Raw genomic sequence first — 23,717 nt, 5'->3', positions numbered from 1 at the left:
TCGTGCTGCGCAGCACGGCGGCGTTTTGCGTATCACACCACCCAACTCAAGTGAGGCCCCATGTTCAAAAAGCTTCTGATCGCCAACCGGGGCGAAATCGCCTGCCGCGTTATCAAATCCGCGCGCAAGATGGGAATTGCCACTGTCGCGATCTATTCCGATGCTGATGCACAGGCCCTGCACGTTCAGATGGCGGATGAGGCCGTCCATATCGGCCCCGCGCCCGCCAACCAGTCCTATATCGTGATCGACAAGGTGATGGATGCGGTCACGTCGTCGGGCGCACAGGCGGTCCACCCCGGATACGGGTTTCTGTCGGAAAACTCCAAATTCGCCGAGGCGCTGGATGCTGCCGGTGTCGCTTTTGTCGGCCCGCCCGTGGGCGCCATCGAAAAGATGGGGGACAAGATCACCTCAAAGAAGATCGCCAAGGAAGCAGGTGTGAGCACGGTGCCCGGATACATGGGTCTGATCGCCGATGCGGAGGAGGCTGTGAAAATCTCCAACGAGGTCGGCTATCCCGTGATGCTCAAGGCCAGTGCGGGTGGCGGCGGCAAGGGGATGCGCATCGCGTGGAACGATGACGAAGCGCGCGAGGGGTTTCAGTCCTCCAAGAACGAGGCGGCCAATTCCTTTGGCGATGACCGCATTTTCATTGAGAAATTCGTGACCCAACCCCGCCACATCGAAATTCAGGTGCTTTGTGATGCCCATGGCAACGGCATTTACTTGGGCGAACGCGAATGTTCGATCCAACGCCGCAACCAGAAAGTGGTCGAAGAGGCCCCAAGCCCGTTTCTGGACGAGGCCACCCGCAAGGCCATGGGCGAACAGGCCGTCGCTTTGGCCAAGGCCGTGGGCTATGCCAGCGCTGGTACTGTTGAATTCATCGTGGATGGGTCCAAGAACTTTTATTTCCTTGAGATGAACACGCGTTTGCAGGTCGAACACCCGGTGACCGAGCTGATCACCGGCGTCGATCTGGTTGAACAGATGATCCGCGTGGCGGCGGGCGAAAAACTGTCGATCACGCAGGACGATGTGACATTGACCGGTTGGGCCATCGAAAACCGCCTTTATGCCGAAGACCCGTATCGCGGATTTCTGCCCTCCATCGGCCGCCTGACCCGCTACCGCCCGCCCATGGAGGTGGCAGCAGGCCCATTGCTGGAGACCGGCAAATGGCAGGGCGATGCGCCCTCGGGCGAGACGGCGGTGCGCAATGACACCGGCGTGTACGAGGGTGGCGAGATCAGCATGTATTACGACCCGATGATCGCCAAGCTCTGCACATGGGGTCCGGACCGCGCCACCGCCATTGAGGCGATGCGCGTGGCCCTCGACAGCTTTGAGGTGGAAGGGATCGGCCACAATCTGCCCTTCCTCAGTGCCGTGATGGATCATCCGATTTTCATCAAGGGCGACATGACAACCGCATTCATCGCCGAGGAATATCCCGACGGGTTCGAAGGGGTCACATTGCCAGACGCCGACCTGACCCGCGTCGCTGCCGCCTGTGCCGCGATGCACCGGGTTGCCGAAATTCGCCGCGCGCGGGTGTCTGGCCGCATGGACAATCACGAGCGAAAGGTGGGCGAGGATTGGAACGTCACGCTGCAGGGCAAATCCATTTATGTGACCATCGATGCGGATCACGCCGGGGCGACGGTGCGTCTGGCGGATGGGAAGACACTGCGCGTGTCAGGCAACTGGACGCCCGGTGACCAACTGGCGCTGATGACGGTCGATGATGCCCCGCTTGTCCTCAAGGTCGGCAAAGTCTCGGGGGGTTTTCGCATCCGCACGCGCGGTGCTGATATGGTTGTACACGTGCGCACGCCACGTCAGGCCGAACTGGCGCGCCTGATGCCGGTCAAAACGCCGCCCGACACGTCCAAGCTGCTCTTGTGCCCGATGCCGGGACTCGTCGTGAAGCTGCATGTCGAGGCGGGCGAAGAGGTTCAGGTCGGTCAGGCCCTGTGCACCATCGAGGCGATGAAGATGGAAAACATCCTGCGTGCTGAACGCAAGGGCATTGTGTCCAAGGTCAATGCCGGAGCAGGCGACAGTCTGGCCGTCGACGAAGTCATTCTGGAATTTGAGTGAGTGGCGAGGCTGGCATAGAGGGCTGGATTTCAGCCATAGACCCGCGGGTCTGGCAGGCGGTGCTGGCCGGCCTGTTTGTGGCCGTGGGCTGGATCGTGAACGGCGCGCAAAACCGCGCGGATGCGCGTCGGCTGCGCCGCGAGCGGCGCGACGATGTGCAGCGAGCTATCGTGGCCGAGATCAAGCACTATCTCGAAGTGCTGGAAGGTGAGGACCTGAATGCGGCGTGGGAGGCGATGCAACCGCGCATCGCGAACGGCTATGTGCCGTTTCTGCCAAGCGAAGACAACGACATGGTGTTCCAGTCGGTGCTGGCCAATATCCACATCCTGCCAAAGACGGTGATTGACCCTGTTGTGAAGTACTATTCGCAACTCAAGGCGATTGACGCGCAGATTGCGGATTCGCGCCTTGATCCCTTTGTCAAAGGCACGGACGAGGACAGCCGCCGCCGTCGCGAGATATCATATTTTCAGTATTTGCAGATGAAGCAGCGTGCGAAGACCTATGCCCTACAGGCGCTGCGAGAAATGGGTGTCGCGCCGGATGTCAGTAGCCCGGGCTCGGCCCGTTCCGGCCAGTGATAGGGGTAGAGCGTTTGGTCGTATCAGCCATATCCGTACCTCAAAGATGCAGACGGCCTGCGCCGCCTCTCGATGTCGTCAATATACGTGCGCGCGCGGCGTTTCGCAAGGTTTGCCCGAGCCCTAGCACCGTCAGGCTAAGGGTGAGTAAACGGCCCGTTCAACTGTCGTCATTCGCACGGCGTTCGCGGATTTCACGTTGTCGCATGGGCATTTTGTCGATGGTCCGGCTGATTTCCCGCACATCCCACGGGAAGGGTTTGCGCAGTTTGACGCCGCCATCCTTGCCGATCAGCACCATCATAAAGCCGCGCGGACGCAGTTTGGTGCGCAATGCGCTTTGCACTGACGGGTCCGTATCGGTCAGGACAACCACGTCCCGCTCTTCCAGATCTTCGACCCGGGCATTCAGGTATTCCATCTGCAGGCTAAAGCTGGAATCGTTCGGACTGTCCGCGAAAACGATGATGGGGCGCTTTTCCCAGACAAATTGGCTCAAATCTTCCACATCACCCTCCAGAAAAATGGAGGCCGAGGGTGGGATATCACCTTCTGCGGCTGCCAGTGATCCGCCCATAAGTCCTGCAATAACAACGGGTAGTACGTGTTTCATATGCTCTCCTGATGACCGTTATGTAGCAGCCTTTTTCGCGATTGCGACTGCTGGTCACATCAATTTTAGCTTTAATCGCTCTGCAAGTCTCTTCATGTCACGTTCGCCCCGCGTGCGTATGCCAAAAGCGCGCCATATGGCCCATAGGGCATCAAAAGGGGCACAGATGAAAGTCATTCTGCACATCGGCGCACATCGCACCGCGACAACCAGCTTCCAATCCTATGTGCGACGGCACGCGGGTGATCTGCGCGAGGACGGCGTCGGCTTTTGGGGGCCCGCCCGCACGCGTAAAGGGCTGTTTGCCGGTATCCAGCCCACACCCGGCTTCGGTCTTGAAGCGGCGCGCCGGGCGCGCGGGCGCCTTTTGTTGCAGATGAAAAAGGCGCAGACAAATGGCGTCCAAACGCTGCTGGTCAGCGACGAAAACATGATGGGATCAGTGCGGCTGAACCTGCGCAAGGGGCGGCTTTATCCTGATATCGGCGAACGCATGTCCCGCTACGTATGCGCCTTTGATCAGCGCATCGACAAGATCGTGATGTCTGTGCGTGGCCTTGATCACTATTGGGCGTCCGCGATTGCCTATGGGGTGGGGCGCGGGCACGCGTTGCCGGATGCCGACCGATGCGCTGCTGTGGCACAAGGCGCGCGCACGTGGCGCGATGTGGTTGCCGATGTGTCCTGCGCGGCACCGCTCGCCCAGATTGAGGTCATACCGTTCGAGGTTTCGGTGGGACGCCCCGATCTGATGCTTAGCGCCTGCACGGGTCACGCCGCACCGCGCGACAACGCGCCCGAATGGTTGAACAGGGCCCCGAATGCCGCACAACTGCACGCGCTTTTGACAGAACGCGGAGAAGATGCAGGTGCCGTGCCCAACAGGCCCGCCCGCTGGAGCCCGTTTGACAGGGCCGGGCATGCAGCTCTGCGCGAAGCATATGCTGACGACATGCACTGGCTTGTGGCCGGTGCAGACGGGTTGGCGACACTGACAGAGGAACTGGACCAGACACGCGCGGGGAAAACCCCGCCACACGGTCCGCATCATAGAGGACAAGGACATGACATCGAAGAAAGGCGCATGGCGCAGCCTCGCTGAAGGCGAACTGCGCGGCAAAAGCCCGGACGATCTGACGTGGAAGACGCTTGAGGGGATCGACGTCGCCCCCGTCTATACCGAAGAGGACCTGGACGTCGTCGATCATCTGGGCACCATTCCGGGGGAGGCCCCGTTCACCCGGGGTGTGAAGGCGACGATGTATGCCGGTCGCCCCTGGACCATCCGCCAATATGCGGGCTTTTCCACGGCCGAAGAATCCAATGCCTTTTACCGCCGCGCGCTGGACGCTGGTCAGCAGGGCGTGTCCGTCGCCTTCGATCTGGCCACGCATCGCGGGTATGACAGTGACCATGACCGCGTACAGGGCGATGTGGGCAAGGCAGGCGTTGCCATCGACTCTGTCGAGGACATGAAGATCCTGTTCGACGGCATTCCGTTGGAAAAAGTCAGCGTTTCCATGACGATGAATGGCGCAGTTATTCCGATACTTGCAAATTTCATCGTCGCTGGCGAAGAACAAGGGGTCGATCGCGCCGCCTTGTCGGGCACTATCCAGAACGACATCCTCAAGGAATTCATGGTGCGCAACACCTATATCTATCCGCCCGAACCATCGATGCGGATCATCGCGGATATCATCGAATATACGTCTGCCGAGATGCCCAAATTCAACTCGATCAGCATCTCGGGCTATCACATGCAAGAGGCCGGGGCGAACCTTGTCCAAGAGCTGGCCTTTACCCTTGCCGACGGGCGCGAATACGTCCGCGCCGCGATAGCGCGAGGCATGGATGTCGACGCCTTTGCCGGGCGGCTCAGCTTCTTTTTTGCCATCGGCATGAACTTTTTCATGGAAGCGGCCAAGCTGCGCGCGGCCCGTTTGCTCTGGCACAAGATCATGGCCGAATTTGAGCCGAAGAACCCCAAATCCTCCATGCTGCGCACGCATTGCCAGACGTCAGGCGTGTCCTTGCAGGAACAGGACCCATACAACAACGTGGTCCGTACGGCCTATGAGGCGATGGCAGCCGTACTTGGTGGAACGCAATCGCTGCACACGAACTCCTTTGATGAAGCCATTGCTTTACCTACACAATTTTCCTCTCGCATCGCGCGCAACACGCAGTTGATCCTGCAAAACGAAACGGGCGTGACGAACGTGGTCGACCCGCTGGCGGGCAGCTACTACGTCGAAAAGCTGACCCATGATCTTGCGACAGAAGCGTGGAAGCTGATCGAAGAAGTCGAGGAGATGGGCGGCATGACCAAGGCCGTCGCGTCCGGCATGCCCAAGCTGCGCATCGAAGAGGCGGCGGCCACCCGGCAGGCGCTGATCGACAAGGGGGACGAGGTGATCGTCGGTGTGAACAAGTTCCGCCTGAGCAAGGAAGACCCGATCGACATTCTCGATATCGACAACGCCGCCGTGCGCGAGGCGCAGATCGCGCGGCTCGACCGCATCCAAAACAGCCGCGATGAAGCCGCATGTCAGGCGGCCCTGTCCGCTCTTAGCGAGGGCGCCGCCGCCAAGGGCAACCTGCTTGCACTCGCGGTTGAGGCCGCCCGCGCCCGGGCATCCGTAGGAGAAATCAGCATGGCGATGGAAAAGATATTCGGGCGTCACCGGGCCGAGGTCAAAACCCTCGCCGGCGTTTATGGCGCGGCATATGAAGGGGACGAAGGGTTCGCCGCCATTCAGAAATCGGTTGAAGCTTTTGCCGAAGCCGAGGGCCGCCGCCCACGCATGCTTGTCGTCAAAATGGGGCAGGACGGGCATGATCGTGGCGCCAAGGTGATCGCGACAGCCTTTGCCGATATCGGATTCGACGTCGATGTGGGCCCGTTGTTCCAGACCCCTGCCGAGGCGGTGCAGGACGCCGTGGACAACGATGTACACGTGGTTGGCATCTCGTCTCAGGCCGCTGGGCACAAGACACTGGCGCCGCAACTGGTGCAAGCGCTGAAGGAGGCCGGGGCCGAAGACATCATCGTGATTTGCGGCGGTGTGATCCCGCAGCAGGACTATCAATTCCTTTATGATGCGGGGGTCAAAGCGATCTTTGGGCCCGGCACCAATATCCCTGCCGCCGCTCAGGAGATTTTGACAATCCTCGGGGAAACAGAGGCTTAGACGATGTTGTTCGACCACCTTGTCGTCGGCGCCAAAACCTTGGCCGAAGCGCAGGCAATCGTCGAAAACGCGCTGGGCCTGCCCATGCAACCGGGCGGGCAGCACAGTGTGTTTCACACGCACAACGCGCTGATGGGGCTGGAAGATGGCATATACCTTGAGGCCATCGCGCCCGATCCTGCCGCCCCAAAACCGCAGCGCCCGCGCTGGTATGACCTTGACCGCTTTTCTGGCCCGGCACGTCTGTCCAACTGGGCCTGCGCGGTTGAGGATATGACCGCCGATCTTGATCAGATGCCCGAGGGCGTGGGTGCACCGGTTGACGTGGCCCGTGGGTCGCTGAAGTGGCGGATGGCGGTGTCACAGGATGGCACGACACCATTTGACAACCTGTGGCCAGCGCTGATCGAATGGCCACCCGGTGCCCACCCCGCCGCACGCTTGACGCCGACCCGTGTGCGTTTGAAACGCCTGACGCTTGTCCATCCGGATGCTGACACTCTCGCGACTGCCCTGACGACCCACCTGAACGATCCGCGCGTCGGATTTGAGGTTGGCCCGGTTGCGATGCATGCAGTCTTTGACACGCCCCACGGCGAACGCTCGCTGTGATCCGGCCTGCGACATCGCAGGACGCTGGCTGGATCGCGGCACTTTGGAACGCGATGATTTCAGAGACGCTTCATACCTTCACCACCGACCTCAAATCTGTTGCTGACGTTTCAGAAATGATCCGGACACGCCCGATTCTGGTGCTGCCCGAAGATGCCGGTTTCGCCACATATGGCCCGTTTCGCTCGGGCCCCGGGTACGCTGCGACGGTGGAACATACGATCCTGATCGACCCGGCGGCGCAGGGCCACGGGCAGGGGCGGGTGCTGATGCAGACCCTGATGGATCACGCGCGCGATGCGGGGCATCACGTTATGGTCGCGGGTATCAGCGGTGCAAATCCCGGTGCAGTCGCCTTCCACGCGGCGATGGGCTTCGATAGGGTTGCGCAGATGCCTGAGGTGGGGCGCAAGCATGGCCAATGGCTGGATCTGATCCTGATGCAAAAGCTGCTTTAGCACCGCGTTCTTGGCTAACATGCGCCCGCGTGTTGGCTTATAAGATTGCCTCATGTCACTTTGGACTCGCATATCCGACGCGCTGGCCGCCTTGTCCGCGGGCGAGGGGCTGACGGCGATTTTCGACCGTTTGCGCGCCCCGCCCGAGCGCAGCGTCGCTTTTGCCATTGCCGTGATCGCGCTGGGGGCCAAGATGGCGAAGGCCGACGGGCAAGTGACCCGGGACGAAGTCACCGCCTTTCGCGACGTTTTTCACATCGCCGCACAGGACGAGGCGGGCGCGGCCCGCGTGTTCAACCTGGCCCGTCAGGACGTGGCCGGGTTCGAAGACTATGCCACGCGCATCCATTCCATGTTCTCCGAGCAGCCCGAGACCTTGGCTGACCTTTTGGAGGGGTTGTTCCACATCGCCATGGCGGATGGGTTCTATCACCCGGATGAGGATGCTTTTCTTGAGCAGGTGGCCCATATTTTTGGCATTCCCGACGCTGAATTCAGTGCCTTGCGTGCCCGTTTCGTGCCGGATGCCGTGCCTGACCCTTACACCGTTTTGGGCGTGACACCCGATATGGACCTTGAGGCGATGCGCGCCGTCTGGCGCAAGCTGGTGCGCGAAAATCACCCCGATGCGATGATGGCCCGCGGCGTTCCCGAAGAGGCGGTGCGCCTCGCTGAAAAGCGGATGATCGACATCAACCGTGCCTGGGAAGACATCCGGAGCGCGCATAGCTGATGCGCCTTGCGACCTACAATGTTGAATGGATGAACAGCCTGTTTGGTGACAATGGTGCCTTGCTGAATGATGGCGAATGGTCCGGGCGTCACGACATCACCCGCGCTGAGCAGATTGCCGCGTTGTCGATGGTGTTTCGCGCAATTGACGCTGATGCGGCGATGATTATCGAAGCGCCGGATGATAGCCGATCCCGCAGCACGGTGCAGGCGCTTGAGAAATTCGCGGATCATGCGGGCCTTCGCACCCGCAAAGCCATCGTCGGCTTTGCCAATGACACCCAGCAAGAGATCGCATTGCTGTTTGATCCCGATGTGATGTCGGTCCGTCACGACCCGCAAACGCACGCGGGTGCTCCGCAATTTGACAGCGCCTTTGCCATCGATCTGGATATCGACGCGACCGAGGATCGCGTGGTGTTCTCAAAACCACCTTTGGAACTGGAGGTTGAGACGACAGCGGGTGCGCGGTTTCGCCTGATCGGGGCGCATCTGAAATCAAAGGCGCCCTATGGCGCCACGACGCGGGACGAGGTGTTGCGCATCTCGATTGCCAATCGGCGCAAGCAACTGGCGCAGGCCATCTGGCTCAGGGCGCGGATCGCCGCGCATCTTGAAGACAACACGTCGCTGATCCTGATGGGCGATCTGAACGATGGTCCCGGTCTTGATGAATATGAACACCTCTTTGGTCGCTCTTCGGTCGAGATCATAATGGGTGAGGGCGATCGCTCGCTGTTTGACCCACACGCCCGCACAGCCTTGCAGCGTCGATTGGGGGCCACGCCCACCACGGCCCGCTTCTGGATCAGACCCGAGCAGCGGTATTTGCAGGCGTTGCTGGATTACATCATGGTGTCGCCCGATCTGGCGGCGCGCGACGGGCACTGGCGCATCTGGCATCCGCTGGATGATCCGGAATGCTGGGCAAAGCCCGAGCTGCGCGATGCACTTGTCACCGCGTCCGATCATTTCCCCGTCACCTTGGATATTGCGCTTTGAGGCCCCATATTAGGCCTATGAAACGTATGATCCTGATAGCTGCGATTGGTCTTGCCACGCCTGCCATGGCCCAGGATGGCGAACAGGACAGTTGGTCCCTGATGGAACGCGGCGCGCAGATGCTGATGGAAGGGCTGATGCGCGAGATGGAACCGGCACTGGAAGACTTGCAGGGCATGGCCGAGGAATTCGGCCCGTCCTTGCGCGACTTCACTGCCCAGATGGGGCCTGCGTTGCGCGGATTGCTGGATGAGGTCGAGGACTGGAGCGTTTACGAGCCGCCCGAGATGCTCGACAATGGCGATATCATCATCCGCCGTAAACCACCGCAGGACGATCCGGTGCCAGATGCCGATCCCGACCCGGATGCACAGATCGACATCTAGCGCTTGCGCTGTTTGACCGTAACCTCGGCCTGAAGCGAGGCAGCAAGTGAGTTCAGCCGCGCCTCGGCCACTTCCCCGAATAAGGGCATTGCATTGGGGGCGAGGCGCAGTTCGAGCTGTTTCTTCTTCGGATACCAGCGGAATTCGCCGAGGTTGGCGTCTTTGTCCATCCACAGCATCGCACCGAACCGCATCGCCTTGCCCAGCACTTCGGCCTCTACCTTGGTCTTTTCGTCGATGAGGTCATATAGCTCTTCGAAATGGGTCCCTTCACGCTTGTTTGTGTAGCGGTGCAACAGGGCGAGACCCAGAAAGATGCGTTCGGAGTGTTTCAGCCCGCCAAGGTTGGCGCGGGTGGCGTTGTCAAAGCAGACTTCGGCCCGGTAATCGGGGTGGGCGCGCCAACTGACGTCGTGCAGCAGGCACGCCGCCTTGATCAGGCGCTTGCGCGGCTGGGGTGCGGATTTGAACAGCGGCTCGATGAAGGCGTATAATAGCTTGCCAAAGCCCGGCATGCGCGCGTCCTTGGCCTCCGCAAATCGGCACGCCTCGATGAGTGGATCCCGGTCGCGCAGGCGCTGCGGCATCTGCTCGTACAGCATCCCTTCGCGGATGCCATAGCTTGAGATGGCGATGTCCTTGGGTTTGAAGGTCTTGACCAGCCGCACCAGAACTTCGCAGGCCAGCGGCACGAGGGCCATCCGGGTGGAGGAGATACCGCAGGCAGACCGCAACGCCTCGTGATCCTCGTGGGCGGCGATGAATTTGGCCGTCTGGCGCACCGCCTTTGGCGTCATGCGGTATTCGTGCAGCACCTGCAGCGGGTATCCGCGCCGGTGCATGTCGACCTTGCAGATGGCACGCCACGATCCGCCAACCAGAAACAGGCGGTCGCGTTGCGTGCCCATCGCGGCCTGCAGCCGCTCCATCGTGGCCTTGATGTGGGCGGTCCGCCCCTTTTTGCCGCCCTTGACGGTTTGTAGTTTCAGTGGGCCCAGATCAGAGGTTTCGCGCCGCCCCACGATGCCGCCCGAAATCTCGGCCAGTTCCATGGACGACCCGCCAATATCGCAGACCAGCCCATAAGAACCCGGCCAGCCCAGCAACACGCCTTGCGCGGACAAGCGCGCCTCTTCCCGCCCGTCAATCGTGCGCACGAACAGGCCGGTGTCGCGTTCGACATCGGCGCAAAAATCAGCACCGTCGCTGGCATCGCGCACCGCGGCCGTGGCCACCACCGTGAGGTCGGACAGGCCCATGCCCATCGCCAGACGCTGGAAACGGCGCAGCGCCCCCAGCGCGCGGGTGCGCCCGGTGGGGTTCAGGTGGCCGGTGTCAGAAAGACCCGCACCCAGCGCGCACATGATTTTTTCATTGTAGAAATAGGCCGGGCTGCGTGCTGCCCCGTCAAAGACGACCAGCCGGACCGAGTTCGATCCGACATCGACAACACCGACACGGGCCAGCGCGCGGGCGGACGGATCCTCAAAGAGCGGACGACCAAACAGGCCCCCGTCATGGTGCGGTTCGACCAAAGCGTTCATGGACCCCCCGTGGTGCCTTTGCCTTTTCAGTGATGGACCAGTGTGACCGTCGGGTCAATGCGCCCGCGCCGCCGTGTGGCACTGTTTCGGCTGCGCCGAAAGACGCCCACCCGCCGACCCGGGCTGCACGCCCTAGTCTTCGGTATGGGTCAGTTTGGGCACGTCCGACGCGCCCGCCGATCCGCGCCCGGACAGGGACGGGTTTTCCATGAAAAAACGGTGGCAGTTGAACGCAAAGGTGCCTTCGGGCAGTTCGGGCCGGGTGAAAGACCCATCCGGCGCCATCACCCAGCTTTGAGCGACGTCTGCGAGGTTGGCGGCCATGACCTGGCTGACGATCTGTGCCTTGACGGTCGCGTTTTCGATCTCGATCAGCGTTTCCACACGGCGGTTCAGGTTGCGCCCCATCCAGTCCGCGCTTGAGATGAACACCCGCGCTTTTTTCGAAGGCAGCCCGTGCCCATTGCCGAAACAGACGATGCGCGAATGTTCGAGGAACCGGCCCACGATGGATTTCACACGAATATTGTCCGAGAACCCTTTGATACCGGGGCGCAATCCGCAAATTCCGCGGATGACGAGACTGATCTTCACCCCGGCCTGTCCGGCGGCGTAAAGCGCGTCAATCACCTCGTCATCGATCAGTGAATTCATCTTGGCCCAGATCTCTGCCGGTTTGCCGTTGGCGGCATGGTCGGCCTCTGCGGCGATCATTTCCAGCAGGCGGGGTTTCAGCGTGGTGGGCGAAATGGCGAGGTTGTCGAGCCCTTCGGGCAGGGCGTAGCCCGACAGGTAGTTGAACACCTTGGTCGCATCGCGCCCCAGAATGGGATCGCAGGTGAACAGCGACACGTCGGTGTAAATCCGTGCGGTGATGGGGTGATAGTTGCCGGTGCCGTAATGGGTGTAGGTCACCAGCTTCTTGCCCTCGCGGCGCACCACGGTGCTGATCTTGGCGTGGGTCTTGAGGTCGAGGAAGCCATAGACCACATGCGCGCCAGCGCGTTCCAGACGGCGGGACTGGCGGATGTTGGCGGCCTCGTCGAACCGCGCTTTCAACTCGACCAGTGCGGTGACGGATTTGCCGTCTTCGGCCGCCTCGCAAAGTGCTTCGACGATGGGCGACTTTTTCGAGGTGCGATAAAGCGTCTGCTTGATCGCCACAACGTCGGGGTCGCGCGCGGCCTGCTGCAGAAAGCGCACCACCATATCGAATGTCTCGTACGGGTGATGCAGCAGCATGTCCTTCTGGCGGATGGCGGCCAGCATGTCGCCTTCGAAATCGCTGACGCGTTCCGGGACACGGGGCGTGAACGACGGCCAGAGCAGATCGGGTCGGTTGTCGAGCACCAGCGCGCTCAGGTCTGACAGGCCCAGCATCCCGTCGACTTCGACCACTTCGGGATCGGTGACCCCGAGTTCCTCCTTGATCACAGACATCAGCGCGGGAGGCGCGCCGGCAGAATGCGTCATACGCACCACTTCACCGCGGCGGCGTCGTTTCAGGGCGACTTCGAATTCACGCACGAGGTCTTCGGCCTCTTCCTCGACTTCAAGATCGCTGTCGCGCAGCACGCGGAATTCGAAATGCGCCTTGAGCTTGTAGCCCGGAAACAGGCTGGGGATGTGGATGATCAGCAACTCTTCGAGCGGCAGAAAGCGTTGGCCGGGGCCGGGCAGCGCGATGAACCGGTCAATCTGGGCCGGGATCGGCAGCAGCGCTTGCAAGGAACGCTTGTCGGCCTTGCGCTCCATCTGCAGGGCAAGGGCGTAGCCGGTGTTGGGAATGAACGGGAACGGGTGTGCCGGGTCGATGGCGAGGGGCGACAGAACTGCAAAGACTTCGGCCAGAAACACGTCTTCGAGATGCGCGATGTCTTCTTCCGTCAACTCTTGGGGGGTGAGGACATTGATGCCTTCGGCGTCCATCTGTTCGTGCAAATCTACCAGCACCCGCTGTTGTTCCATCAGCAGGGCGCGGGCATTTTCGTTGATCAGAACCAGTTGTTCGGCAGGCGACAGCCCGTCAGCAGCGGGTGTCGTGTTGCCAGCGATGGCCAGTTCGCGCAGGCCGGCGACCCGCACGGTATAGAATTCATCGAGGTTGCCTGCCGAGATCGACAGGAACCGCAACCGTTCCAGCAGCGGCACACGCGGGTTCTCGGCCTCTTCCAGAACACGCCAGTTGAAGCTGAGCCAGCTGAGTTCGCGATTGAAAAAGCGGCCCGGCCCGTTCGTGTCCAGATCGGGCAGGTCAACGGGTTCGGGAAAGGGCGAGGCAAGGAAATCTGCGTTGGTCATGGCAGGGGTATGGCGATCACATATGAAGGTTGAGTGACGACTATCCCCCATCGCCCCCGTCAATGTCCAGCAACTCGGCGGCGAGGGCGCGGGTCACCGGTTTCTTACGCGCCAGACTTGCCTTGTCGAGCATCGTCACGATCCGGCCCGCGGCGTCAAAGCTGCGCTCCATATGGGTGACGAGATAGGGGATCACGTCCGGGCGCGGCGTCACTTGCCGGTCGTTGAACAACTTGGCCAGCACCGCGGCCAGCAGATTGTCGTCCGGTGCATCCAGCGCGGCGTGGCCTGCGGCGTCAATGCGGCTTTGCAGGTCGGGCAGGGACATGTGCCACAGAGACGGATCTTGGGTCCCTGTCATCAGCAAGGGCAAGCCCGCCGCGTGCAGGAGGTTGTGGAGGTGGAACAGCGCAGTTTGTGCCGTGATGTCATCGGCGATTTCCGGCACGTCCTCGATCGCGATCGGGCCGGTTGTGCCGTCTTCGACCGTTTCGGGTGTCAGATCGCGTGCTGCGATGATGCGCGCGCCGCTGGCGGCGGCCCAGACATGGGTGAGGTGTGTCTTGCCCGACCCGTCCGGCCCGCTCAGCACCATTTTGTGCAGCGGCCACGTTTCCCAGGCATCGATCATCGCGAGCGCCAGCGCGTTGGAGGGGGCAACCATGAAGTCATCACGCCCAAGGGCTGCGCGTGCAGGCAGGTCCAATCCCAGTTGCGTTGCCATGATCAGTCGTCAGTGCCGGTTTTGGCATCCCGGTTCTCTGCCTCTAGCCCCTGATACAGCCGGCTGTCCTGATACTGATCGATAAGGAAGCGCACAAAGACGCCAAGAGAGGCGGCAAGCGGCACGGCCACGAGCATTCCGACAAAACCAAAGAGCGCGCCGAACACGGTGAGCGCCAGAATGAGCCAGACAGGGTGCAGGCCAACGCTTTCGCCGACCAGCTTGGGCGTCAGCACGTTGCCTTCGGCCACCTGACCGATCATGAAAATGCCCGCCACGGCAGCGATCCAGGCCCATTCGCCCCAGAATTGGAAAAGGGCGAGGCCTATGGCCAGCGCCCCGCCGACCAGCGCGCCGACATAGGGGATGAAGGTGAGCAGCCCTGCGACAAAGCCCACAACCAGCCCAAACTGCAGACCCACCAGCATGAGCGTGATCGCGTAATAAGTGCCAAGGATCAGGCAGACGGTGCCCATGCCCCGAATGAAACCGGCCAGCGTAGCGTCGATTTCACGCGCGAGGCGGCGGATTACCGGTGCGTGGTCGCGCGGCAGAAGCGTGTCCACGCGCGCCACCATCCTGTCCCAATCCAGCAGCATGTAGACTGCGACGACCGGCACGATCACGAACAGCACAATGATGTTGATGAGGCTTGCCGCCGATGTCAGCGCGGAATTCAAAAGCTGTCCGCCGCGTTCGGAAATGGTCTGGCCCAACCCGTCAATGGATTTGCGTATCGTGGACCCTTCGTCCAGCAGGCTTGGAAACTTCTCGGCCAAAAAGGTGCCCACGTTGCGTGCGATTTCGGGGGCGGCGTTGAACAGGGCAACGGCCTGTTGCACGAGGGTCGGGATCACCAGCAGCACCAGCAGCACAAAAACGATGATGGCCGTGATCGTGATGATGGCCGTCGCCACGGCCCGGCTGCATCCATGTGCCTCCAGCCAGTCGGCGACCGGGTCGAGGAAATAGGCGATGGCAGCACCCAGAAAGAACGGCAAAAGCTGGTCACCAAGGGCATAGAGCAGCACGAAAAAGACCGCTGCAGCGGCCCCCCAATACTTGATCTGTTCGCGCACCGGCAGGGCCATGCTGTTCTCCGACCTTAATGGATGGGCTACATTTGCGGGGTTTTGCGCGCTGCTGCAAGGGGTATGCGGCCCTTGACGCTGCCAAACGGTGCGCTGGCGCGCGCGCTTTTTCATGAGGGGCTCGGCGCCGGGGTGTGCGATGCCGCCTCGCGATTTTTTGCAATCAGAGAAGGGACGTTGCGGGCGTTTTGCCTTTGCCCTAATCAGGGACGACTTGAAAAGGAGACACCCCCGTGCGCCTGAGCCGTTATTTTCTGCCCGTTCTGAAGGAAAACCCCAGCGAGGCGCAAATCGTCAGCCATCGCCTGATGCTGCGTGCGGGTATGATCAAGCAGGCGAGTGCGGGCATCTATTCATGGCTGCCGCTTGGGTTCAAGGTGCTGCGCAAGCTGGAAAACATCGTGCACGAGGAACAGGGGCGCGCCGGGCACATGGCAATGCTGATGCCCACCATCCAGTCAGCAGACCTGTGGCGCGAAAGCGGGCGCTATGATGCCTACGGCGCCGAAATGCTGCGCATCACCGACCGGCATGACCGGGACATGTTGTTTACGCCCACCGCTGAGGAACTGATCACGGACATCTTTCGCGCCCATGTGGGCAGCTACAAGGACTTGCCTCTGACGATGTACCAGATCCAGTGGAAGTTCCGCGACGAGATCCGACCACGTTTTGGCGTGATGCGGGGCCGCGAGTTTCTGATGAAGGACGGCTACAATTTCGACCTCACCAAAGAAGATGCGATGCATTCCTATAACCGCCATCTGGTGAGCTATTTGCGCACGTACGAGCGTATGGGGTTGCAGGCGATTCCGATGCGCGCGGATTCCGGGCCCATCGGGGGCGACGACACACATGAATTCCTTGTGCTGGCCGACACGGGCGAGTCCGAAGTGTTTTACGACAGCGCAGTCACCGACCTGACCTTTGGGGATCGCGACATCGACTATGATGATGTGGCCCAATGCGCGGGTGTCATGGAAGAATTTACCAATCTTTATGCCCGCACGGACGAGACCCATGACGAGGCCCTGTTCAACGCCATCCCCGAAGAGCGCCGCCGCGTGGCGCGCGGGATCGAGGTGGGGCAGATATTCTACTTTGGCACCAAGTATTCCGAACCTTTGAACGCAGTCGTGCAGGGCCCCGATGGCAAACAGGTGCCGGTGCACATGGGCAGTCACGGCATCGGGGTCAGCCGCCTGATGGGCGCGATCATTGAGGCAAGCCATGACGACAAGGGCATCATTTGGCCCGAAGGGGTCACGCCCTATCACTGCGGGATCGTGAACCTGAAACAGGGCGACGCCGAGGCCGATGCCGCCTGCGAGGCGCTTTATGCGAGCCTTGGCCTGCTGGGGCTTGAGCCGCTGTATGACGACCGCAATGAACGGGCCGGGGGCAAGTTCGCCACGATGGACCTGATCGGCCTGCCATGGCGCATCACCGTCGGGCCGCGTGGCCTCAAGAACGGGGTGGTCGAACTGACCTCGCGCCGCACCGGCGTTAGCGAAGAATTGCCGCCTGAAGAGGCGGTCAAGCGCGTCGCGGAGATTTACGCCAACCACTAGCCGCGACGATGTGATAGGGTGACTGAAATGCTTGCTCTTGTTCGAACTGTTTTGGTTCTGATGTGGCTGCCGCTGGGCGTGGCTGCACAGGACGCGGACCGCATGACGGCGCTTCGGGATGCCTATGCGGGCTGGCTGGTACGCAACGAGGTGACGGGCACCGGCGCTTTTGCCTATCAAGGTGCGCCGACCACGGTGATTGGCGATGGGTCGGCGCCAGTTGACCTTGCCAGTGTCAGCAAATCCATTACTGCGCTATGTGCTGCCGCCCTGTCAGATGCGGGGCGTCTGGATTTTTCGGCCAGCGTGCGCGAAGTGCTGGGGCGCGGGCCGGATGTGAGCGTCGCGTCACTTGTCACCCACACCAGTGGGATTGTCGCTGACATCACGCAGCCGCTCATGGTGCTGTGGCTGAATACGGAGGGGCATCGCGCCGACATCGTGGTGAACCTGATGAAAGAGCCTGTCGGACCGGCGGGCACGTATCACTACAACAATGTCAACTACGCGGTGCTGGCGATGGTGATCGAAGCCAGCAGTGGTGAAACCTACGAAGAGGTTTGTCACCGCCTTGTGCTTGAACCGGCTGGCGCGCGCGGCGAAGCCTCTGAGCGCAGTGGCGGGTTCCTCAGCTGGGGTGGCTGGGCGATGTCACCGCTGGACTATGCGCGGGTGCACAGTCACTGGTTCGGACCCGGCAATGATACGGGCCGCGCGCCAATGAACTACCCCCACGTCCCCCTTGGAACGAGCGGTGCATATTACGGCCTTGGCACGGTTTTCCGCGAAAACCACACCGGCGATGGCACCTATAACTTCTGGCACTTCGGGTCGTTGTGTTTTCCCGGCCTGTTCAGCGTCGGTGCCTATGCCGTGACCTGGGGCGGCGAATGGACGGCCGTCATGGGATATGACGGATGTGTCGATGATGACGCGCGCCGGGACCTCGATGCCGTGATGGGCCGCGCGGCCTATGGACCGTTCCAGTGATCCTGCGGGCCTTTATGCTGGCCACTGGTGTTCTGGGCGGGGCGTCGGCCTCGCAATTTCCCGAGTTTGCGCAGCAATACACCCAGCGTCTGGGTGGGGCGGTCGATGCGTTGGGCAAGGTCGTGGCCGACTTTGATGCCTCTGCGGCGGATGCGGGCCTGAGCCGTGAGGCGGCGCTGTCACAAATGCAGGGCACTGATTTTCTGGACGCTCGGCGTCGTGACATGACCCGCACATTCGCGCGCTATGACACGTTGCGCGAAGATCTGGTTGTGCTTGAAAAATCTGGACCGTTCATGCGCGCCTATCACGCAGCCCGGATGACGGACGAAGATGTCGCCCGCGCAGCGCTGGAGGCCTACAAACCGGCTGTGCCGCTGGACATGGCCGGGGTTAGTTTTGCCGGGGCAGGGTTTCTTGCCGGGCTGGTGGCGTTCTGGGCAGCGCTCAAAATTCTTGCATGGCCGTTCCGGCGCAGCCCACGCCGCGCCGGAACGTAAGCGATCAGGCCGCAAAACCCAGCTTGGCGACATGAATCTCAAACGTCGGGTGCATTTCTCCGCCCACGATGCCGGGCTTGTGGTGGCGATAGATCGACCGCCAGTAGGGTTGGACCACAACGCCTTCGTCCTGCATGATCTTTTGCAGCTTGGCCATCACCTCGCGCCGGGCATCGGCATCGGCAATGGACAGCGCCTCGGCCAGAGTCGCATCGAATTCCTCGTTGGCAAAGGCGCTTTCGTTCCACGCCTCGCCCGAGCGATAGGCCAACGCCAGAACCTGCACGCCAAGGGGGCGCTGCGCCCAGTCCGTGGTCGAGAACGGGTATTTGGCCCAGTCGTTCCAAAAGGTCGATCCGGGCAGCACCGTGCGTTTGACCGGGATGCCTGCATCACGCAACTGACCTGCCGCGGCATCCGAAGTGTTCTTGCGCCATGTGTCATCGATGGAAATCAGGTCATGTTCGAAATCCGCCATCCCGGCCTCTTCCAGCAGGGCCATTGCGCCTTCGGGGTCATGTACGGGCGCGGGCAGTTCGGCATATTCGGGATGAATGGGTGAGACGTGGTGGTTTTCCGCCACCAGCCCGTTGCCGTTAAAGCCCAGTTCCAGCAGCACGTTGTTGTCGATGGCCATGGCCAGCGCACGGCGCACGCGCGCATCTGCGTAGGGTTTCATGCCATTGATCTCGGCCTGCTGGTTCGGGCGGATCACGACCGTGTTTGCGGTCACCGCCTCGCTTTTGGTCCATTCGATGGAATCGAACAATTCGATGAATTCGCCGATGGATTCATAGACCATGTCCACCTCATCCGCGTCGACGGCGGCGAAAATGGCAGCCTGATCGGTGCCAAAGTCGATATATTCGATTGTGTCGAGATAGGCGCCTTCGCCCCACCATGTGTGGTTTTCGTTCTTGACCAGTTCGGCCTTGACCCCGACCTCGAACTCGCCGGGTAGGTAGGGGCCGGTGCCGATGGGATTGGCAAGCGGGTCGCCATTGAAGGACTGGTGGACGATGGCCGCCGGATAGTCGGAGAAACCTGCGATCAGCGTGATGTCAGCGGTGTTCAGCACCAGTTTCACTGTGCTGGCATCGACCACCGTGATCGCGCCTTCGCGCGCCAGACCGGTCTCTGCATCCACCAGTGAATCCATGCGCGAGGCCATGGAGTTGCCCTCGACCGCCTTTTCGCACCAGCGCGCGATGTTGAAGGCGACGTCTTCGGCGGTGAAGGGATCGCCATTGGACCATGTGACGCCTTCGCGGACCGTCAACAGGTATTCGGTCGCGTCTGCATTGACCTCCCAACCAGACAGCAGCGAGGGGGCAAAGCTGCCATCCACCTGGTACTCGACCAGGTATTCAAGATAGCCACGGGTGAAGTTGGACATTTGTGGCCAGTCATAGGTGCGCGGATCTTTCAGCGCCTTGACCGAGCTTTCGATGCGCAACGTCCCGCCTGTCTGGGCATGGGCTGCGGCCTTGGCTGGCCGGGCAAGGCCCAACAACCCGTAGGATGCCGCCGCCGTGAGGCCAAGCGATGTGGCACGGGTCAGAAATTCGCGTCGGCTGAGGGTGCCTGCCTTGACCTCGTCGGCATAGGCGTGGGCGGCGGGGTGAATGGATTTCATATGTGTCATGGGAAAAAGCCTGTCGGTTGGCTACGGATGCAAAAGCGCGGTGCTTTTGGGCGGTGCGTTCATCGCACCGCGTCGCCGTTAACCATAGCGTGAACATGCCCGGTGCCAAGCACAGATGCCCAACCGCTTGACCTTGCCGCGCGATACGCCCAAGTCTGCATCAATTACTGAGCAGGAGCCCGAAACCGTGGCCACACCCCCTTTGCGCCTTTCGAGTGGATGATCGCATGGCGCTACCTGCGTGCGCGCCGTGCGACGGGCGGCGTCAGCACGATGACGTGGATCAGCCTGATCGGCATCACGCTGGCCGTGTTTGCGCTGATCGCGACGTTGTCGGTGCGCTCGGGCTTTCGGGCCGAGTTTGTGGACACGATCCTGGGGGCCAACGCCCATGTGACCGTCTATCAGATCGGCGAAGTCACCCCGACCGGGGCGATTGACCGCACCATCACCGACTATGACGCCAAGGCCGAGGCCCTGCGCAGCGTGCCGGGCGTGACCCGTGCGGCCCCCATTGTGCGCGGGCAGGTGATGGCCAACCTACGCAGCGCGAACGCCGGGGTGCAAGTCTATGGCATGTCGGCAGAAAACCTTGCCAGCCTGCCACGTATTGCCGACCCTGAAACGGCGCAAGGTGACATTGAACGCTATGAACAGGGGATCGCCATCGGGTCGGGTGTGGCCCTTGAACTCGGCGCGCAGGTGGGCGACCGGATCAAGCTGATTTCGCCCAACGGGGTCAGGACCGCCTTTGGCACCAGCCCGCGCATCAATGCCTATGAAGTCACCTATATCTTTTCCGCAGGGCGCTATGACATCGACCGGGTGCGGGTCTATCTGCCGCTGGCCGAGGCGCAGACATTCTTCAACCGCGAAGGGGTGGTGGACGAGATCGAAGTGATGGTGGACGACCCCGAGGCTGTCGACACCTATGCCACCGCCTTGTTGGAAACCGCGGGCGAGCGCACGCAGCTTTGGACATGGCGCGATGCGTCGGGCGGTTTCCTGCGCGCGCTTGAGGTTGAGGACAACGTGATGTTCATCATCCTGAGCATCCTTGTGCTGATCGCGGCGATGAACATCGTTTCGGGCCTGATCATGCTGGTCAAGAACAAGGGGCGAGACATCGGTATCCTGCGCACCATGGGTCTGACCGAAGGGTCGATCCTGCGCGTCTTCTTCATCTGCGGTGCTTTCACAGGCCTCATCGGCACGGCCATGGGCGTGGTGCTTGGGTGCCTCTTTGCCCTTTACATCGACCCCCTGTTTTCTTTCGTGAACTACGTGATGGGCGGCGGCGTATGGGATCCGAGCATTCGGGGCATCTATGCGTTGCCCGCACAATTAAACCTGTCCGATGTGCTGAGTGCCGTGGCCCTGTCGCTGGGCCTGTCGTTTATCGTCACCATCTTTCCGGCGCGCCGTGCGGCCCGGATGAACCCTGTCGAGGCGCTGCGTTATGAGTGACACTGTGCTGGCGCTGCAAGGGATCGCCAAGACTTACAATGTGGGCCTACCCAGCCAGGTCGAGGTGCTGCGCGGTGTCGATCTGAGCGTTGACGCGGGCGAAATCGTCGCCCTTGTGGCCCCATCTGGCGCAGGCAAGTCGACATTGCTGCATATCGCGGGGCTGCTGGACACGCCTGACACCGGGACTGTCACTTTGGCGGGTCAAAACCTGACCGGACAGTCCGATCGGCGCCGGACGCTCGCGCGGCGGGCGGATGTGGGCTTCATCTATCAGTTTCACCATTTGCTGCCCGAATTCTCGGCCCTTGAAAATATTGTCTTGCCGCAGCTGAGCAATGGCGTGACCAAAGGTGAGGCGCGCGCGCGCGGGCTGATGTTGCTGGACAAAGTGGGAGTGGCCCCGCGGGCGCATCACCGTCCTGCCGAGTTGTCGGGCGGGGAGCAGCAGCGGGTCGCCTTTTGCCGCGCACTTGCCAATGGGCCGCGCCTGCTGCTGGCCGATGAGCCGACGGGCAACCTTGATCCGGCCACGTCGGATCAGGTGTTCGACACGCTGATGACGCTGGTGCGCGATACCGGCCTGTCGGCACTGATCGCCACGCACAACCTTGAGCTGGCCGCGCGCATGGATCGCACCCTGCGGTTGGATGCGGGACGTTTGAGCACAGCTTAGGCGGGATACATCCCTCTGGACCTCACGGGCACGCTTGACGTGGACTGCGCGGTTTGCTCTGACTGTGCGTTGCGGCCATTCCGCAAAGGAACTGAACATGGCATCTGTCTCACTGGCTGAAATCGAACGTACCGTTCAGGCCGCATTGATGCGTCATGGTGCCGGAACCTTTGCGGCTGCCGAAGTGGCGCGGGCCGTGGCGCGCGCCGAGGCAACGGGCAACCGCATCTGCGGCCTTTACTACCTCGAAAGCTATTGCGCGCAGTTGCGCACTGGCCGGGTGCAGGGCGATGTGGTGCCTGTCGTCACAGCCGTGCGCCCCTCGGCCATTCAGGTCGATGCGCTCATGGGCTTTGCCCAACCCGCCTTTGCCTATGGTCTGGCCCCGGCCCTGGACGCCGCGCGGCAATACGGGGTGGCAACGCTGGCCGTTGGGCATGCACATACGTGCACCTCACTGGGCTATTTCACCGAACAGATTGCGCAAGCAGGTCTGATCGGGCTGGGGATGACCAATGCCTCGCCCATCGTGGCCCCGCCCGGTGGCAAGACGCGCATGATCGGCACGAACCCTATCGCGTTTTCCGTACCAGACGGGCAGGGCGGGTTGGCGATGCAGTTCGATCAGTCAACCACGACCGTGGCGCTGGGCAAGATCACGATGGCCAAGGCCGCCGGAGAGGCGATCCCCGAGGGCTGGGCGCTGGATGCGGACGGCAATCCCACGACTAACCCGGAGGCCGCTTTGGCCGGGTCACTGGTGTCGATGGGGGGTTATAAGGGCTGGGGCTTTGGTCTGATGGCCGAACTGCTTGCGGCCGGCATGACCGGCGGTGTGCTCAGCCGCGATGTCAAACCGCTCAAAGCACCCGAAGGTCCGCCCCACGATCTTGGGCAATACTACATTCTGATTGATCCCAGCACGTCTGACGCGTTCCGGAACCGGCTTGATGCGCTGAGCGCGATGATTGCAGAGGATGCAGGCGGGCGCATGCCGGGTCAGCGGCGCGTGATCGCAGATCCGGCGGACGTGGACGATGCAGCTTGGGCGCAGGCGCAGGAATTAGCCCTGTCGGACTAGGCCTGCTGCGTCAGCCACACACCTGCAGCCATCAGGGCAATCCCGCCCATACGCGCGGGGCTGAGGGCCATCGCCTGCGCGCCGAATAGCCCGAAATGATCGATGGCCGCCGCACTGATCAACTGCCCGATCAGCACGAAAAACACCGCGTTCCCGATGCCGAAATGCGGCGCGATGAAGGTGATCGACAGCACATAAAAGGCGATCAGCGCACCTGCCAGAAACAGGTGTTTGGGCGCCGCCGCCACCCGGTCCATCCCGTGCGCGCCGGTCAGGGCAAAGACGACCGTCGCCGTCAGCAGCGCAATCATGAACAGAACCACAGCCGCCGCCGCCGGATTGCCAAGGCGCGTGCCAAGGGCGGCATTGAGGGCGGCAAGAACCGGTATGCCGATCCCGGCCAGCAGCATGATCAGGGCATAATGGGCCATGGGTGATCT

The 23,717-nt window shown here is 61.6% G+C and carries 22 protein-coding genes; 15 read left to right on the top strand and 7 right to left on the bottom strand.

The genetic code is table 11. The annotated features are described in order from the left end of the window. Positions 1-60: 60 nt before the first annotated feature. Positions 61-2,106 carry an acetyl-CoA carboxylase biotin carboxylase subunit gene (locus tag ACERZ8_RS19755; RefSeq protein WP_407593878.1) on the top strand — a complete coding sequence of 682 codons (2,046 nt, stop codon included), beginning with the start codon at positions 61-63 and terminating at the stop codon, positions 2,104-2,106. Beyond that, positions 2,103-2,690, top strand: coding sequence for a hypothetical protein (locus tag ACERZ8_RS19750; RefSeq protein ID WP_407593877.1), 588 nt, complete (start codon positions 2,103-2,105; stop codon positions 2,688-2,690). The genes ACERZ8_RS19755 and ACERZ8_RS19750 overlap by 4 nt, the downstream gene beginning before the upstream one ends. Positions 2,691-2,850: 160 nt before the next feature. Here the strand turns inward: ACERZ8_RS19750 and ACERZ8_RS19745 are convergent, their stop codons facing one another. Further along, entirely contained in the window at positions 2,851-3,303 is a 453-nt protein-coding gene (locus tag ACERZ8_RS19745; protein WP_407593876.1) for a DUF4174 domain-containing protein, read from the bottom strand. A gap of 166 nt (positions 3,304-3,469) precedes the next feature. Between ACERZ8_RS19745 and ACERZ8_RS19740 the strand changes: the two genes are divergently transcribed. Genes ACERZ8_RS19740 through ACERZ8_RS19710 form a run of 7 tightly spaced genes read left to right on the top strand, consistent with a single transcriptional unit; the run spans position 3,470 to position 9,687 of the window. Then, a complete protein-coding gene (locus ACERZ8_RS19740) occupies positions 3,470-4,405 on the top strand; it encodes a hypothetical protein (protein WP_407593875.1) in 936 nt (311 codons plus the stop codon). After that, a complete protein-coding gene (scpA, locus tag ACERZ8_RS19735; RefSeq protein WP_407593874.1) occupies positions 4,368-6,497 on the top strand; it encodes a methylmalonyl-CoA mutase in 2,130 nt (709 codons plus the stop codon). Before ACERZ8_RS19740 ends, scpA begins: the two co-directional genes overlap by 38 nt. Positions 6,498-6,500: 3 nt before the next feature. Then, a complete protein-coding gene (locus ACERZ8_RS19730) occupies positions 6,501-7,109 on the top strand; it encodes a VOC family protein (RefSeq protein ID WP_407593873.1) in 609 nt (202 codons plus the stop codon). Beyond that, positions 7,106-7,567, top strand: a complete 462-nt coding sequence (locus tag ACERZ8_RS19725; RefSeq protein ID WP_407593871.1) for a GNAT family N-acetyltransferase — start codon at positions 7,106-7,108, stop codon at positions 7,565-7,567. Before ACERZ8_RS19730 ends, ACERZ8_RS19725 begins: the two co-directional genes overlap by 4 nt. Before the next feature lie 52 nt (positions 7,568-7,619). Then, on the top strand, positions 7,620-8,300 hold the full coding sequence (locus ACERZ8_RS19720; protein ID WP_407593870.1) for a TerB family tellurite resistance protein: 681 nt from the start codon (positions 7,620-7,622) through the stop codon (positions 8,298-8,300). Continuing rightward, positions 8,300-9,301, top strand: coding sequence for an endonuclease/exonuclease/phosphatase family protein (locus tag ACERZ8_RS19715; RefSeq protein ID WP_407593869.1), 1,002 nt, complete (start codon positions 8,300-8,302; stop codon positions 9,299-9,301). Before ACERZ8_RS19720 ends, ACERZ8_RS19715 begins: the two co-directional genes overlap by 1 nt. Positions 9,302-9,318: 17 nt before the next feature. After that, complete coding sequence (locus ACERZ8_RS19710) at positions 9,319-9,687, top strand: hypothetical protein (protein WP_407593868.1); 369 nt, start codon at positions 9,319-9,321, stop codon at positions 9,685-9,687. On the opposite strand, the gene ACERZ8_RS19705 is transcribed toward ACERZ8_RS19710, so the two are convergent. The 4 genes from ACERZ8_RS19705 to ACERZ8_RS19690 all read right to left on the bottom strand — a co-directional run bounded on the left by ACERZ8_RS19705 (position 9,684) and on the right by ACERZ8_RS19690 (position 15,347). Continuing rightward, on the bottom strand, positions 9,684-11,231 hold the full coding sequence (locus ACERZ8_RS19705; RefSeq protein ID WP_407593867.1) for a Ppx/GppA family phosphatase: 1,548 nt from the start codon (positions 11,229-11,231) through the stop codon (positions 9,684-9,686). The two genes, ACERZ8_RS19710 and ACERZ8_RS19705, sit on opposite strands and share 4 nt — an antisense overlap. 132 nt (positions 11,232-11,363) lie before the next feature. Beyond that, positions 11,364-13,532: an RNA degradosome polyphosphate kinase gene (locus ACERZ8_RS19700; protein ID WP_407593866.1), complete on the bottom strand. Its 2,169-nt coding sequence runs from the start codon at positions 13,530-13,532 to the stop codon at positions 11,364-11,366. A 40-nt stretch (positions 13,533-13,572) separates the two neighbouring features. Beyond that, on the bottom strand, positions 13,573-14,256 hold the full coding sequence (locus ACERZ8_RS19695; RefSeq protein ID WP_407593865.1) for a P-loop NTPase family protein: 684 nt from the start codon (positions 14,254-14,256) through the stop codon (positions 13,573-13,575). 2 nt (positions 14,257-14,258) lie between these two features. After that, complete coding sequence (locus tag ACERZ8_RS19690; protein ID WP_407593864.1) at positions 14,259-15,347, bottom strand: AI-2E family transporter; 1,089 nt, start codon at positions 15,345-15,347, stop codon at positions 14,259-14,261. Positions 15,348-15,580: 233 nt separating this feature from the next. Between ACERZ8_RS19690 and proS the strand changes: the two genes are divergently transcribed. Genes proS through ACERZ8_RS19675 form a run of 3 tightly spaced genes read left to right on the top strand, consistent with a single transcriptional unit; the run spans position 15,581 to position 18,408 of the window. Then, a complete protein-coding gene (gene proS / locus ACERZ8_RS19685) occupies positions 15,581-16,918 on the top strand; it encodes a proline--tRNA ligase (RefSeq protein WP_407593863.1) in 1,338 nt (445 codons plus the stop codon). Positions 16,919-16,945: 27 nt separating this feature from the next. Next, entirely contained in the window at positions 16,946-17,908 is a 963-nt protein-coding gene (locus ACERZ8_RS19680; RefSeq protein WP_407593862.1) for a serine hydrolase domain-containing protein, read from the top strand. Then, entirely contained in the window at positions 17,905-18,408 is a 504-nt protein-coding gene (locus ACERZ8_RS19675; protein ID WP_407593861.1) for a DUF2937 family protein, read from the top strand. Before ACERZ8_RS19680 ends, ACERZ8_RS19675 begins: the two co-directional genes overlap by 4 nt. Before the next feature lie 4 nt (positions 18,409-18,412). Here ACERZ8_RS19675 and ACERZ8_RS19670 read toward each other — a convergent pair whose 3' ends face one another. Next, positions 18,413-20,053, bottom strand: a complete 1,641-nt coding sequence (locus ACERZ8_RS19670) for an ABC transporter substrate-binding protein (protein ID WP_407593860.1) — start codon at positions 20,051-20,053, stop codon at positions 18,413-18,415. Between the two features lie 219 nt (positions 20,054-20,272). Between ACERZ8_RS19670 and ACERZ8_RS19665 the strand changes: the two genes are divergently transcribed. The 3 genes from ACERZ8_RS19665 (at position 20,273) to ACERZ8_RS19655 (ending at position 23,277) form a co-directional block, all read left to right on the top strand. Further along, positions 20,273-21,520 (top strand): lipoprotein-releasing ABC transporter permease subunit, encoded by a 1,248-nt coding sequence (locus ACERZ8_RS19665; protein ID WP_407593859.1) that lies wholly within the window; start codon positions 20,273-20,275, stop codon positions 21,518-21,520. After that, positions 21,513-22,196, top strand: coding sequence for an ABC transporter ATP-binding protein (locus ACERZ8_RS19660; protein ID WP_407593858.1), 684 nt, complete (start codon positions 21,513-21,515; stop codon positions 22,194-22,196). The genes ACERZ8_RS19665 and ACERZ8_RS19660 overlap by 8 nt, the downstream gene beginning before the upstream one ends. A gap of 97 nt (positions 22,197-22,293) precedes the next feature. Further along, a complete protein-coding gene (locus tag ACERZ8_RS19655) occupies positions 22,294-23,277 on the top strand; it encodes an Ldh family oxidoreductase (protein WP_407593857.1) in 984 nt (327 codons plus the stop codon). On the opposite strand, the gene ACERZ8_RS19650 is transcribed toward ACERZ8_RS19655, so the two are convergent. Continuing rightward, the gene (locus ACERZ8_RS19650; RefSeq protein WP_407593856.1) at positions 23,274-23,708 is read right to left on the bottom strand and encodes a DMT family transporter; all 435 of its coding nucleotides are present in this window, start codon (positions 23,706-23,708) and stop codon (positions 23,274-23,276) included. The genes ACERZ8_RS19655 and ACERZ8_RS19650 overlap by 4 nt on opposite strands. Positions 23,709-23,717: the final 9 nt, after the last annotated feature.

This window comes from Tateyamaria armeniaca (assembly GCF_045797845.1).
In the GTDB taxonomy this organism is placed as follows: Bacteria; Pseudomonadota; Alphaproteobacteria; order Rhodobacterales; family Rhodobacteraceae; genus Tateyamaria; species Tateyamaria armeniaca.
Note: the sequence above shows the minus strand (reverse complement) of the source record. Positions and strands in the feature narration are given on the sequence as shown.